Source organism: Novosphingobium sp. TK46 (genome assembly GCF_055361525.1).
In genome coordinates, this window is sequence record NZ_CM143963.1 from 2,788,528 (window position 1) to 2,800,824 (window position 12,297).

At 65.8% G+C, this 12,297-nt stretch carries 11 protein-coding genes; 4 read left to right on the top strand and 7 right to left on the bottom strand.

Translation table 11 applies throughout. The annotated features are described in order from the left end of the window. Positions 1-442: 442 nt before the first annotated feature. The 5 genes from ACXJ1Z_RS13345 to ACXJ1Z_RS13365 all read right to left on the bottom strand — a co-directional run bounded on the left by ACXJ1Z_RS13345 (position 443) and on the right by ACXJ1Z_RS13365 (position 5,360). Positions 443-700, bottom strand: coding sequence for an ATP synthase F1 subunit epsilon (locus ACXJ1Z_RS13345; RefSeq protein ID WP_463777266.1), 258 nt, complete (start codon positions 698-700; stop codon positions 443-445). Between the two features lie 119 nt (positions 701-819). Continuing rightward, on the bottom strand, positions 820-2,277 hold the full coding sequence (gene atpD / locus ACXJ1Z_RS13350) for a F0F1 ATP synthase subunit beta (RefSeq protein WP_463777268.1): 1,458 nt from the start codon (positions 2,275-2,277) through the stop codon (positions 820-822). Between the two features lie 24 nt (positions 2,278-2,301). After that, complete coding sequence (locus ACXJ1Z_RS13355) at positions 2,302-3,177, bottom strand: F0F1 ATP synthase subunit gamma (RefSeq protein ID WP_463777269.1); 876 nt, start codon at positions 3,175-3,177, stop codon at positions 2,302-2,304. Between the two features lie 85 nt (positions 3,178-3,262). After that, the gene (atpA, locus tag ACXJ1Z_RS13360) at positions 3,263-4,792 is read right to left on the bottom strand and encodes a F0F1 ATP synthase subunit alpha (protein ID WP_463777270.1); all 1,530 of its coding nucleotides are present in this window, start codon (positions 4,790-4,792) and stop codon (positions 3,263-3,265) included. A 13-nt stretch (positions 4,793-4,805) separates the two neighbouring features. Beyond that, the gene (locus ACXJ1Z_RS13365) at positions 4,806-5,360 is read right to left on the bottom strand and encodes a F0F1 ATP synthase subunit delta (RefSeq protein ID WP_463777272.1); all 555 of its coding nucleotides are present in this window, start codon (positions 5,358-5,360) and stop codon (positions 4,806-4,808) included. 259 nt (positions 5,361-5,619) lie between these two features. Between ACXJ1Z_RS13365 and ada the strand changes: the two genes are divergently transcribed. Then, positions 5,620-6,639, top strand: a complete 1,020-nt coding sequence (gene ada / locus ACXJ1Z_RS13370; RefSeq protein WP_463777274.1) for a bifunctional DNA-binding transcriptional regulator/O6-methylguanine-DNA methyltransferase Ada — start codon at positions 5,620-5,622, stop codon at positions 6,637-6,639. A 51-nt stretch (positions 6,640-6,690) separates the two neighbouring features. Here the strand turns inward: ada and ACXJ1Z_RS13375 are convergent, their stop codons facing one another. Then, positions 6,691-8,247, bottom strand: a complete 1,557-nt coding sequence (locus ACXJ1Z_RS13375; protein WP_463777275.1) for a cryptochrome/photolyase family protein — start codon at positions 8,245-8,247, stop codon at positions 6,691-6,693. A 177-nt stretch (positions 8,248-8,424) separates the two neighbouring features. Between ACXJ1Z_RS13375 and ACXJ1Z_RS13380 the strand changes: the two genes are divergently transcribed. Beyond that, positions 8,425-8,655 carry a hypothetical protein gene (locus tag ACXJ1Z_RS13380; RefSeq protein ID WP_463777277.1) on the top strand — a complete coding sequence of 77 codons (231 nt, stop codon included), beginning with the start codon at positions 8,425-8,427 and terminating at the stop codon, positions 8,653-8,655. Between the two features lie 146 nt (positions 8,656-8,801). After that, positions 8,802-9,200: a hydroxyisourate hydrolase gene (gene uraH, locus ACXJ1Z_RS13385; RefSeq protein ID WP_463777278.1), complete on the top strand. Its 399-nt coding sequence runs from the start codon at positions 8,802-8,804 to the stop codon at positions 9,198-9,200. Here uraH and ACXJ1Z_RS13390 read toward each other — a convergent pair whose 3' ends face one another. Beyond that, complete coding sequence (locus ACXJ1Z_RS13390) at positions 9,201-11,366, bottom strand: primosomal protein N' (protein WP_463781252.1); 2,166 nt, start codon at positions 11,364-11,366, stop codon at positions 9,201-9,203. A gap of 68 nt (positions 11,367-11,434) precedes the next feature. Here ACXJ1Z_RS13390 and ACXJ1Z_RS13395 point away from each other — a divergent pair, with 68 nt between their 5' ends. After that, positions 11,435-12,181 carry a DUF4197 domain-containing protein gene (locus ACXJ1Z_RS13395; RefSeq protein ID WP_463777280.1) on the top strand — a complete coding sequence of 249 codons (747 nt, stop codon included), beginning with the start codon at positions 11,435-11,437 and terminating at the stop codon, positions 12,179-12,181. Positions 12,182-12,297 lie beyond the last annotated feature (116 nt).

Consider the following 12,297-nt stretch of genomic DNA (forward strand, 5'->3'; position numbering starts at 1 on the left):
TTTGTACGAGCCACGATCGTCAACGAACGCTTTTCGGATGGCGAGGCGGACGGTGGCACGAAGCCCGGGCCATTCCTATCTCGACGCGAGATGAGCGTCATGTCGCCCGATACTTGCTGGCTGTGCGAGCGCGCACTGGGCTCGCGCATCGAGCGCCATCATCCCGTGCCGAAGAGTCGCGGCGGGCGCGTAACGGTTTCGGTTCATCCGATCTGTCATCGTACGCTGCACGCGACGTTCGCTAACGCTGATCTCGCGCGGCGCGGAGCGGATGTTGAGACTCTTCGGCAAGAACCGGCAGTCGTCAGGTTCCTCGGCTGGGTTGCCAAAAAGCCACCTGACTTCCATGCGCGCACCGCAAAGCGCAAACGCTGACGGCTTTCGGTTCTGACGACAATTCGCAGTCGATCCTTGCTCTTCATGGGAGCAAGGTCATGGGAGATCAGCCTTCGACGTGCTCAGCCAGGACGGTCAGGCCATTGGCGCCGACTTCGGCAAAACCACCCTGAATCAGGATTTCTTCCGGTGCGCCGTTCTCGGTGCGATAGACCTTGAGCGGGCCGTCCTTGATCGTGGTCATGAAGGGCGCGTGGCCCGCCAGTACGCCCATCTCACCCTCGGTGCCGGGGATGACGACCATATGGACTTCTTCCGAGCGCACGAGTGCGGCAGGGGTCACGAGTTCGAAGTGAAGAGGCATGGTGTCGTTTCCTTTCCCTGGCCACGCTGGACTAGGGCCGGGGTTGGGCAGGGGAGGAGGCTGCGTGCGTGCAGATCGCCCCGCCCCTCCCGCGCTGGCGGGAGGGGCAAGTCAGATGATCAGGCTTCTTCGGCCAGCTTCTTGGCCTTCTCGACCGCCTCTTCGATGCCGCCGACCATGTAGAAGGCGTTCTCGGGCAGGTGGTCGTACTCGCCTTCGACGACGGCCTTGAACGACTTCACGGTGTCTTCGAGCTGGACGAACTTGCCCGAGATGCCGGTGAAGACTTCGGCCACATGGAACGGCTGGCTGAGGAACTTCTGGATCTTGCGTGCGCGGGCGACGGTGAGCTTATCCTCTTCGGAGAGCTCGTCCATGCCCAGGATCGCGATGATGTCCTGCAGCGACTTGTACTTCTGCAGGGTCTCCTGAACGCGGCGCGCTGTGTCGTAGTGCTCCTGGCCGACGACGGCAGGCGACAACACGCGCGACGTCGAGTCGAGCGGGTCGACCGCCGGGTAGATGCCCAGCTCCGAGATGGCGCGGTTCAGCGTGGTCGTAGCGTCCAAGTGGGCGAACGAGGCGGCTGGCGCAGGGTCGGTCAAATCGTCCGCAGGCACGTAGATCGCCTGAACCGAGGTGATCGAGCCCTTGTTGGTTGAGGTGATGCGCTCCTGCAGCTGGCCCATGTCGGTCGACAGGGTCGGCTGGTAGCCCACGGCCGAAGGAATACGGCCCAGCAGAGCCGACACTTCGGCGCCGGCCTGGGTGAAGCGGAAGATGTTGTCGACGAAGAAGAGCACGTCCTGGCCCTCCTGGTCGCGGAAGTACTCGGCCATGGTCAGACCCGAGAGCGCGACGCGCGCGCGGGCACCCGGAGGCTCGTTCATCTGGCCAAATACCAGGGCGACTTTGGAGCCTTCCGAAGTGGCGTTGCCATCGGCATCCTTGGCGATAACGCCGGCGTCGAGGAACTCGTGATACAGATCGTTGCCTTCGCGGGTGCGCTCACCCACGCCGGCGAACACGGACACACCGCCGTGGCCCTTGGCGATGTTGTTGATCAGCTCCTGGATCAGCACGGTCTTGCCGACGCCGGCGCCGCCGAACAGGCCGATCTTGCCGCCCTTTGCATAAGGCGCGAGCAGGTCGATAACCTTGATGCCGGTGACGAGGATTGACGCTTCGGTCGACTGGTCGATGAACGGAGGAGCCTCGGCGTGGATCGGCGCGTGCATGTCCGAGCCGACGGGACCACGCTCGTCGATCGGATCGCCGATGACGTTCATGATGCGGCCGAGCGTCTTGGGACCGACCGGAACGGTGATCTGCGCGCCGGTGCTCGACACGCTCTGGCCGCGAGTCAGCCCGTCGGTGCCGTCCATCGCGATCGTGCGCACGGTGTTCTCGCCGAGGTGCTGCGCGACCTCGAGAACGAGCTTGTTGCCGTTGTTCTCGGTGACGAGCGCGGTGAGGATCGGCGGCAGTTCGCCTTCGAAGCTCACGTCGACGACGGCGCCGATGACCTGGCTGATCTTGCCAGTCGTAGTCTGGTTTAGCACTGGGGCGGTTGCCATGTTCGTTTCCTTGCCTTCGGGTGCTTAGAGCGCTTCGGCGCCAGCGATAATTTCGACGAGTTCGGTGGTGATCGCGGCCTGGCGGCTGCGGTTGTATTGGATGGTCAGGGCCTTGATCAGGTCGCCGGCGTTGCGCGTGGCGTTATCCATCGCGGTCATCGACGCGCCTTGCTCGGACGCCATGTTCTCCAGCAACGCGCCGAACAGCTGGGTCTTGAGGTAGCGCGGGAGCAGGGCGGCGAGGATTTCCTCTTCGTCCGGCTCGTACTCGACCACGGCATCGCTCTTGGCAGCCGCAACCTTGGGCGCGGGCACCGGGATGATCTGCTGCTCGGTCGGCTCCTGCGTCAGCGCGTTTTTGAATTTCGAGAAGAACAGGTGCGCCACGTCGAAGCGGCCTTCCTCGTACAGCTTCACCAGCTCGTCGGCGATCGTCTCGGCTTCGTCGAAACCGGGGGTGCGCACGTCGGTGGTGTCGAACATGTGGAGGATCGACTTGGGATAGTTGCGGCGGATCACCGGACGGCCCTTGCGGCCGATCAGGTAGAACAGCACGGTCTTGCCTTCGGCCTCAAGCCGGCGGGCGGTGACCAGCGCGGCCTTGACGATGTTCGAGTTGAACGCGCCGGCCAGACCCTTGTCCGAGTTCGCGACGACCAGCAGGTGCACGCTGTCACTGCCCGTGCCGGACAGCAGCTTGGGGCTGTTGTCGGTGACGATGATCTTGCTCGACAGCGAGGCCATGACTTCGGCCAGGCGCTGGGCATAAGGACGCCCGGCTTCGGCAGCAGCCTGCGCCTTGCGCAGCTTCGCGGCCGCGACCATCTGCTTGGCCTTGGTAATCTTCTGGGTCGACTTGACCGAGTTGATCCGGCCTTTGAGTTCCTTCAGCGAAGCCACTCTAAACTCCAATCGTCATCCCGGACTGTTCCGGGATCGGGTGCCGCCGTGAGCCCCGGAGCGACGCTCCGGGGCCACAGAGGTTTTACGCGAACTGCTTGCCGAACTCTGCGAGCGCCGAAGCCAGCTTCTTGGGGGTTTCACCCTCGAACTTGCCGGTGTCGCGGATCTCGGCGAGCACTTCGGGGTGCTCGGAGTGCAGGAAGCTGAGCATCTCGCGCTCGTACTCGGTCACCTTGCTGACGGGCAGCGCGTCGAGATAGCCGTTGGTGCCGGCATAGATCGAGGCGACCTGCTCTTCCATCGACAGCGGCGAGAACTGCGCCTGCTTGAGCAGCTCGGTCAGGCGCGCACCGCGGTTGAGCAGCTTCTGGGTCGAGGCGTCGAGGTCCGAACCGAACTGCGCGAACGCCGCCATCTCGCGGTACTGCGCCAGCTCCAGCTTGATCGAGCCGGCAACCTTCTTCATCGCCTTGGTCTGCGCGGCGCCACCGACACGGCTGACCGAGAGACCGACGTTGATCGCCGGACGCACGCCCTGGTAGAACAGGCCGGTCTCAAGGAAGATCTGGCCGTCGGTGATCGAAATCACGTTGGTCGGGATGTAGGCCGAAACGTCACCCGCCTGAGTCTCGATGATCGGCAGCGCGGTAAGCGAGCCTGCGCCGAGTTCGTCGTTCATCTTGGCAGCGCGCTCAAGCAGACGGCTGTGCAGATAGAACACGTCGCCGGGGTAAGCTTCGCGTCCCGGAGGACGACGCAGCAGCAGCGACATCTGGCGATAGGCGACGGCCTGCTTGGAAAGGTCGTCGAACACGATCACGGCGTGCATGCCGTTGTCGCGGAAGAACTCACCCATCGCGGCGCCGGTGTAGGGCGCGAGGTACTGCAGGGGTGCGGGCTCGGACGCGGTTGCGGCGATGACGATGGAGTATTCCATCGCGCCGTTCTCTTCGAGCTGGCGGACGATCTGCGCCACGGTCGAGCGCTTCTGCCCGACGGCGACGTAGATGCAGTAAAGCTTCTTGTTCTCGTCGGTGCCGGCGTTCGGACCCTTCTGGTTGATGAAGGTGTCGATCGCGACGGCGGTCTTGCCGGTCTGACGGTCGCCAATAATCAGCTCGCGCTGGCCGCGGCCAACGGGGACGAGCGCGTCGATCGCCTTGAGGCCGGTCTGCACGGGCTCGTGCACCGACTTGCGCGGGATGATGCCCGGAGCCTTGCTCTCGACGCGGGCGCGCTTCTCGGCGACGATCGGGCCCTTACCGTCGATCGGGTTGCCCAGCGCGTCGACGACGCGGCCGAGCAGGCCCTTGCCGACGGGAACGTCGACGATGGTGCCGGTGCGCTTGACGCTGTCGCCTTCGCGGATCGTCGAGTCCGACCCGAAGATCACGACGCCGACATTGTCGGCCTCGAGGTTGAGCGCCATGCCCTGGATGCCGCCGTTGAATTCGACCATCTCGCCCGCCTGGACGTTGTCGAGGCCGTGGATGCGGGCGATGCCGTCGCCGACCGACAGCACGGTGCCGACTTCGGAGACCTGGGCCTCGGTGCCGAAGCTGGCGATCTGGTCCTTGATGACCTTCGAGATTTCTGCGGCGCGGATGTCCATAGGGTTTTCCTTCTTAGCCCTTCATGGCCTGGGCGAGCGAATTGAGACGAGTGCGGATCGAGCTGTCGATGCGCTTGGAACCGATCGTGACGATCAGCCCTCCGAGCAGATCAGCGTCCACGCTGGTGCGGATCTTGACGTTGCGGCCTTCGCGCGCTTCGAGCTTCTGGCGAAGCTGCTCGATCTGGCCTTCGTCGAGCGGGTGAGCGGAGGTGACCTCGGCGGTCGCCTCGCCACGCTGCGCGGCGGCAATCGAATGAAAAGCGCGAATGATTTCGGGCAGGGCGAACAGGCGGCGGTTCTCCGCCAGCACGCCCATGAACTTCCTGGTCAGGTCGGACAGGCCGAGCACTGGCGCGATCGCGTCCATGATCTTCGCCGCATCAGAGCGGCTGACTTGCGGATTGCGGATCAGCGCGCCGAAATCGGCGCTTTCGCGGATGGCTTGCTCGACCTTGTCGAGATCGGCCTCCACAGCCGTAACCGTGCCATGCTCGCTGGCGAGGTCGAACAGAGCAGATGCGTAGCGCCCCTGCAGACTGGCCTTGATACCGCCGGAATTCTCCACGCGCGTCCTATCCTTGCAACTGGCCCGAGCACTGGCTCTGGGCATCAGGTGTGCCGGGACACGCCGACAAGGCGCGAAATCGCGCTCCGTCTCCCCCGGTCCGGGCGGCGCATAGCGACGATTCCGCGACGATGCAAGGCGGGGTACGGCGTCTGGCGACAGGTACCAGAGGTTTGAACGCAAGATGCGGGAAGCGGCGGCATCGTGCTTGCGATATAGCGGTGTCGAAGGCTCGGCTGGACAGGTAAGAGAAGCAAGGATGATCGATGAGGAACAAGCCTGGGCCGCAGTGCGCGCGCGCGATCGCAGTGCCGACGGACGCTTCTTCACCGGCGTGCATTCGACCGGCATCTACTGTCGGCCGTCATGCCCGGCGCGTCATCCCCTGCGCGAAAACGTGCGGTTCTATGACTCGATCGTAGCCGCCGAAGCTGCCGGCCTGCGCGCTTGCCAGCGCTGCCGCCCGGGTGAGATCGCCCGCGACGATGCCGCCATCGGCGCGGCACTCGCGCTTCTACGCCGGGGCGATACCGTGACGCTTGATCAGTTGGCGCGCGAGACGGGTTATTCGCCGGCGCACTTCCAGCGCGTGTTCACCCGCGCGACCGGGTTGAGCCCCGCCGCGTATTCCCGCGCGTTGAAACTGGACCGCGCGAGCAATGCCTTGAGCGATGGTGCGCGTGTGACGGATGCCGTCTATGCCGCCGGATATGGGGCGCCTTCGCGGTTCTATGCGGCGAGCGAGGGCAGGCTGGGCATGGCGCCATCGGCATGGCGGGACGGTGGAACCGGTGTGACCATCCGATGGGCTCAAGTGCCCACGTCGCTGGGTTGGATGCTGGTGGCGGCGACGGACAAGGGTGTCTGCCGTCTCTCCTTCGACGAAGGCGCCGAAGCGCTGGCGCGGCGGTTTCCCCGTGCCAAGCTGGTGGAGGGTGGAGACGCCTTTGCGGAACTGCTGTCGCAGGTGATTACCGCCGTCGAGCAGCCGGGGCAATCGCGCACGATCCCGCTCGACGTTCAGGGTACGGCGTTCCAGCAGGCGGTCTGGCAGGAACTTCAGCGCATCCCCAAGGGCGAGACCCGCAGCTATGCACAGATCGCGGCGGCGGTGGGCAGGCCGGGCGCCGTGCGCGCGACCGGTTCGGCGAACGGCGCGAACAACGTCGCGGTGCTGATCCCCTGCCATCGCGTGGTGCGCAGTGATGGATCGCTGGGCGGATATGCCTATGGCCTCGATATCAAACGCGAATTGTTGAAGCGGGAGCAGGGGGCATAGAGAGCGCCGCCGCCCTTCCTCGTCCGTTTATCGGACAGCGAGGGCGCAAGCTCACGTTTCCGCTCGCGCCCAGCCCTTCGCCGCTGGTGTTAGCTCGGCCAGGAATGCTTCGGCCGTATCGAGATAGGCCTGGCGCTTGCCCGCCTCCATCTTGTCCCACGTCCCATACACGCGGTTGATCCGCATGTTGTTTTCGAACAGCTTTCGGTGCCGCACCAGGAAGTGCCAGTAGAGCGGATTGAATGGGCATGCCGTCGGGCCGGTCTTCGCCTTCACGTCGTAGTGGCAGGCGCCACAGTAGTCTGACATCTTGTTGATGTAGTTGCCGCTCGCCGCATAGGGCTTGGAGGCCAGCCGGCCCTTGTCGGCCCACAGCGCCATCGCCGCGACGTTGGGCAGTTCCACCCACTCGTAGGCATCGGCGTAGACCACCAGGAACCAGTCCTCCACGTCCTGCGGTTTCACCCCGGCGATCAGCGCGAAATTGCCCAGCACCATCAGCCGCTGGATGTGGTGTGCATGGGCGTTGTCGCGGGTCGAGCGCACGCAGTCCGCCATGCAGCGCATCTTGGTCTCGCCGGTCCAGTAGAACTCGGGCAGCTGGCGTTGCGCATCGAGCGCGTTGGCCTCGCGCAGGCCGGGCATCTCGAACCAGTACATGCCGCGGATGTATTCGCGCCAGCCGATGATCTGGCGGATGAAGCCCTCGGCGGCGTTGAGCGGCACCTTGCCGGCGCGATAGGCCTTCTCGGCGCGGCGGCAGACCTCCAGCGGATCGAGCAGCCCCAGGTTGAGCGAGGTCGACAGCAACGAGTGGAACAGGTCGTCCTCGCCCCATTTCATCGCATCCTGATAGGTGCCGAATTCGGGCAGGCGCTCGGCGATGAAGCGGTCGAGGGCCTTGTTCGCCTGGCGGGCGGTGACCGGCCAGCGAAATCGCTCCAGACTGCCGAAGTGGTTGCCGAACCGCGTCTCTACCAGCGCGATCACCTCGCGCGTCACCTTGTCCGGCGGGAAGCCGGGGACGGGCGGCGGCTGCATGAACATGTCGGGGCTGGCGCGGTTCTCCTTGTCGTAGTTCCAGCGGTCGCCCTCGGGCCTGCCGTCGTGCATGAGCAAGCCGGTGCGCACCCGCATGTCGCGGTAGAAGGTCTCCATCAGCAGCTGGTTGCGCCCCTGCGCCCAGGCGGTGAACTCGTCGCGCGAGCACAAGTAGCGGTCGTCGACCAGCACCTCGACCGGGAGGTCAAGCGCCTTGGGCCAACCGCGCATCATCTCCGCGACGCGCCACTCGCCCGGCTCCACCACGCGCACGGCTGTGGCCTCGTGGCGCTCGGCGGCGCGGGCGACTTCGCCGGAAAAGCTGCCGGTGTTGTCCGTATCGTCCAGCCTCACATAATCGACCCGCCACCCTTGCGCCTCCAGCTCGGCGGCAAAGTGGCGCATCGCCGAAAGGATCAAGACGATCTTCTGCTTGTGGTGGCGCACGTAGATGGTCTCGTCCCAGACCTCCATCAGCAGCACGATTGTCGAGGCCTTGTCGCAGCCGTCGAGACTGGCGATTGAATGCGTGAGCTGGTCGCCGAGGATGGGAACGAGAGTGGTCATATCGACCTAGGCTAACGTGCGAGGCGGGCGATGGGGGCCTACCCTTTGGTACGTGTGGGGCATCGAAACAAAGCACCGGCCCCGAGATGGCAGCTGTAATTAAGTGTATCGCCGGGGGTGCCCCGCGAACCAGGGGCGACGATCGGTGTTTGGCTAGAACCTTCCAAAGGAGATTTTATGCTCAAGATCGGTGTCGCAGCCTTGTTGGCTCTGTCGGTAGCAAGTCCCTCGTTCGCTGCAGGGTGCCTGAAGGGAGCCGCTGTCGGCGGGGTTGGCGGTCACTTCGTCGGCAAGGGGCACGGAGTAGCGGGAGCGGCGGTCGGCTGTGCCGTCGGCCATCACCGCGCCAAGGTTGCCGCGAAAAAGCAGGCCCAGGCTCAAGCTCACCCACAACCCGTCCGGCACTGAGTTTCGCAGGCTAACGGCATGGCGGCGTGGGCATCGTTGTCGCGCCGCCATGCCGATCGAGTGTGCTGGGTCAATGAAGCGGCAGGCAACTTTGCCTCCCTCCGGGCGCTTAGCGGCGCAGCGTATCACGATCTGAAGGCAGACGCATGAAGCCCAGTCTTGTTGTAATATCCGCGGCGGCCGCGCTCTTGCCCCTGCCGGCCGTCGCCGCGGAGATATCGACGCATGTTCTCGATCTCGCCAAGGGTGTCGGCGGCGCGGACGTGCCTGTCGTTCTGCTCCAAAAGGGTGCTGCCGGCGCCTGGACCGAGGTCGCGCGTGCCAAGACGGATGCCGATGGCCGCGTGCGCTCGTTCGGCGACGCCAAGTCGCTCAGGACCGGCATCTACAAGCTGCAGTTCGACATGACCGCCTACGCGCATTCCGGCGCACAACCGTTCTTTCCCGAGATCGACCTAGTGTTCCAGGTGACGGACGCGGCGGCGCACTATCATGTGCCGGTGGTCGTCAGCCCCTTCGGATATTCGACCTATCGCGGCAACTGATCACACGAAGCTGTACGGATCGATATCGATCGCTACCCGCACCCCCTGCGGGAACTGCAGCGGCCCAAGCCACTCCGCCAGCGCCTTTTGCAGTTCTGCCGAGCGCCGCGCGTTGATCAGCAGGCGATAGCGATAGCGGCCGCGCAACAGCGCCATCGGCGCGGGGGCGGGGCCCAGCACCAGCATGTCGGGGTGGTTGGGGGCGGTGCCGCCGATGGCGCGGGCGGCGGATTGGGCTTCGGACTGGTCTTCGCTCGAGACGATGATCGCGGCCCAGCGGCCGAAGGGGGGCGCGCCGGCGTCGCGGCGGCTTTCGGTTTCGGCGGCGTAGAAGGCGTCGCGATCCCCTGAGGCGAGGGCGGCGATCACCGCGGCTTCGGGGTGGCGGGTCTGGATGAGGACTTCGCCCGGCTTCTCGGCGCGGCCGGCGCGGCCCGAGACCTGCGCGATCTGCTGGTAGGTGCGCTCGCCCGCGCGCAAGTCGCCGCCTTCGAGGCCTAGGTCCGCATCGACCACGCCCACCAGCGTCAGTTCCGGGAAGTGGTAGCCCTTGGTCACCAACTGCGTGCCGACGATCACGTCGATCGCGCCTTCCTCCGCCTGCGCCACGAAGCGGCCCACCGCCTCGCGGGAGTTCAGCGTGTCGGAGGTGACGACGGCCACCCGCGCGTCGGGCAGCAGCTCGCCCACTTCGTCGGCGATGCGCTCCACGCCGGGGCCGCAGGCGACAAGGCAGTCGCCGGTGCCGCACTCGGGGCAGGTCTCGGGCACCGGAGTCTCGTGTCCGCAATGGTGGCAGGCGAGGCGGCTGGAGAAGCGGTGCTCGACCAGCCAGGCGGTGCAGTTGGGGCACTGAAAGCGGTGGCCGCAATGCCGGCACAGCGTCAGCGGGGCGTAGCCACGGCGGTTGAGGAACAGCAGCGACTGCTCGCCGCGCGCAAGGCGCAGCTTCATTTCCTCGACCAGCCGCGGCGCGAGCCAGCGGCCGCGCTCGGGCGGTTCCTCGCGCAAGTCGACGATCTTGATCGTGGGCATCTGGGCGCCGCCGAAGCGGTCGGGCAATTCGATGCGGGTGTAGACGCCGGCCTCGGCCAGCTGCAGCGATTCGAGCGCGGGCGTGGCGCTGGCGAGGATCACCGGGATCGCCTCGAACCGCGCGCGGATCACCGCCACGTCGCGGGCGTTGTAGCGCACCCCGTCGTCCTGCTTGAACGACACCTCGTGCGCCTCGTCCACCACGATCAGACCCAGATTGGCGTAGGGCAGGAACAACGCCGAGCGCGCGCCCACTACCACTTGCGCCTGGCCATGCGCAATCGCGCGCCAGGCGCGGCGCCGTTCGCTTGCCTTGAGCGAGGAGTGCCACAGGATCGGCGGCGTGCCGAAGCGCTGTTCGAAGCGGCGCAGGAAATTTTCGGTCAGCGCGATCTCGGGCAGCAGCACCAACACCTGGCGACCGGTACGCAGCGCCTCGGCGACGGCCTCGAAATAGGTTTCGGTCTTGCCCGAGCCGGTCACGCCGTCGAGCAGGAACGGCGCGAACTTGCGCTCGCTGACGGCGGCGACGAAGGTATCCGCCGCCTCCTGCTGGCCGGGGTTGAGCCTGGGTTCGGCGAAGTCGGGCAGGGCGGGGGGATAAGGTCGATCACAATCGACCACGACCGGCTCCAGCAGTCCCGCACTGACCATCCCGCGCAACACGCCGTCCGACACGCTCGCGAGTTCGGCCAGCTCGCGAATCGACCCTTGTTCGCCCTGCAAGGCATCCAGCGCGGCGGCGCGTTGCGGGGTCAGGCGGGCGGGTTCCGCGCCGGTCAGGCGGTATTCGGTCGTGGTTCCGCCCCCGCGCAAGGCGGCGCTGCTGGCCAGGGTCATGCGCGCGACCGATGACATCGAGGCGCAGTAATAATCGGCCGTCCATTCGATCAGCCGCCGCAATCGGGCAGGCACGGGAGGAACCGGCATTATCTCCAGCAAAGCCCGCAGCTTTGTGTCCGGCACTTCCGCTCCGTTCAGGCGTTCCGGCTCCCATACGATCCCCAGGATCTGACGTGGGCCCAGCGGAGCAAGTACGACCGTGCCGGGCTCGACCGTCATCCCCTCGGGAACGCGGTAGTCGAGAACACTGAGCACAGCGTTGAAAACAAGCAGGCGGACGCGTTCGATTTGGGGCATGGGAGCGGGCATCGTCGCGCATATAGGCATTCGGGGATACACAGGTGAAGGATTTGGGCATGTTTGAGGATCGTTCGAAGTTTGACGCTCAGTCGCCGCTGGCGCGTCGCAGCCTTTTGGGCGCGGGTGCGGCGGTCTTCGGCATGCTGCTGCTGTCGGGTTGCACCACGGCCACGGGGGCGGGCGGAGCCGCAGCCACCGCAGGGGCTGCCGGTGCCGCCGCCGCGCCGCCATCCGCCGAAGTAGCGCGTCGCCTGCTCGAGCTGTCGACCCGCAACGCCTTCAATCGCCTGACCGCGCCCGACGGCTTCTGGAACAGCGCCGTGGCGCGAATCAACATGCCGGTGCTGTTCGGCAAATCGGCCAAGGGCATGCCTGGCGTGCTGCGTCAGGCCAAGTTCCGCGAGCAATTGCAGCACCGCCTCAACATCATCGCCGAGGACGGCGCCCGCGCCGCCGCGCCGCAAGTGGCCGAAGCGATTCGCACCCTGACTTTCGACAACCCCGATGCTTTGGTGAACGGCCCGGCCACTGCCGCCACCAGCTATCTGCGCACCAAGGTTGGTCCGACGCTGGTCAACGCGATGATCCCGGCGATGGACCGCCTGCTGCGCGCCGCCGACGATCCGATCATCAGCCAGGCGGTCGCCGCGCTCAAGAACGTCGACATGGCCGATGCCGCCCATGCGCTCGCGCTGGGTGCCGACAATGCGATCTGGTTCGAGATCGGCGGCGAGGAAGCCGCGATCCGTCGCGAGCCGGGCAAGAGCGGCGATGCGCTGATGGCTAGGGCTTTTGGAGGGTAAGCACTCGCTTGGGCGCTTGATCCGCAACATCCTCGTCATTCCCGCGCTCGCGTGGATGACGAGGCTTGGGCATCAGGCATCCGCGATTCCCGCCGCGCTGCGTGATGCCGGGGGCA

Coding starts and splice junctions, on each gene's coding strand:
- ACXJ1Z_RS13345 (WP_463777266.1), bottom strand. CDS start 700: ATGCCTCTTCACTTCGAACTCGTGACCCCTGCCGCACTCGTGCGCTCG.
- atpD (WP_463777268.1), bottom strand. CDS start 2,277: ATGGCAACCGCCCCAGTGCTAAACCAGACTACGACTGGCAAGATCAGC.
- atpA (WP_463777270.1), bottom strand. CDS start 4,792: ATGGACATCCGCGCCGCAGAAATCTCGAAGGTCATCAAGGACCAGATC.
- ada (WP_463777274.1), top strand. CDS start 5,620: ATGATCGATGAGGAACAAGCCTGGGCCGCAGTGCGCGCGCGCGATCGC.
- ACXJ1Z_RS13375 (WP_463777275.1), bottom strand. CDS start 8,247: ATGACCACTCTCGTTCCCATCCTCGGCGACCAGCTCACGCATTCAATC.
- ACXJ1Z_RS13380 (WP_463777277.1), top strand. CDS start 8,425: ATGCTCAAGATCGGTGTCGCAGCCTTGTTGGCTCTGTCGGTAGCAAGT.
- uraH (WP_463777278.1), top strand. CDS start 8,802: ATGAAGCCCAGTCTTGTTGTAATATCCGCGGCGGCCGCGCTCTTGCCC.
- ACXJ1Z_RS13395 (WP_463777280.1), top strand. CDS start 11,435: ATGTTTGAGGATCGTTCGAAGTTTGACGCTCAGTCGCCGCTGGCGCGT.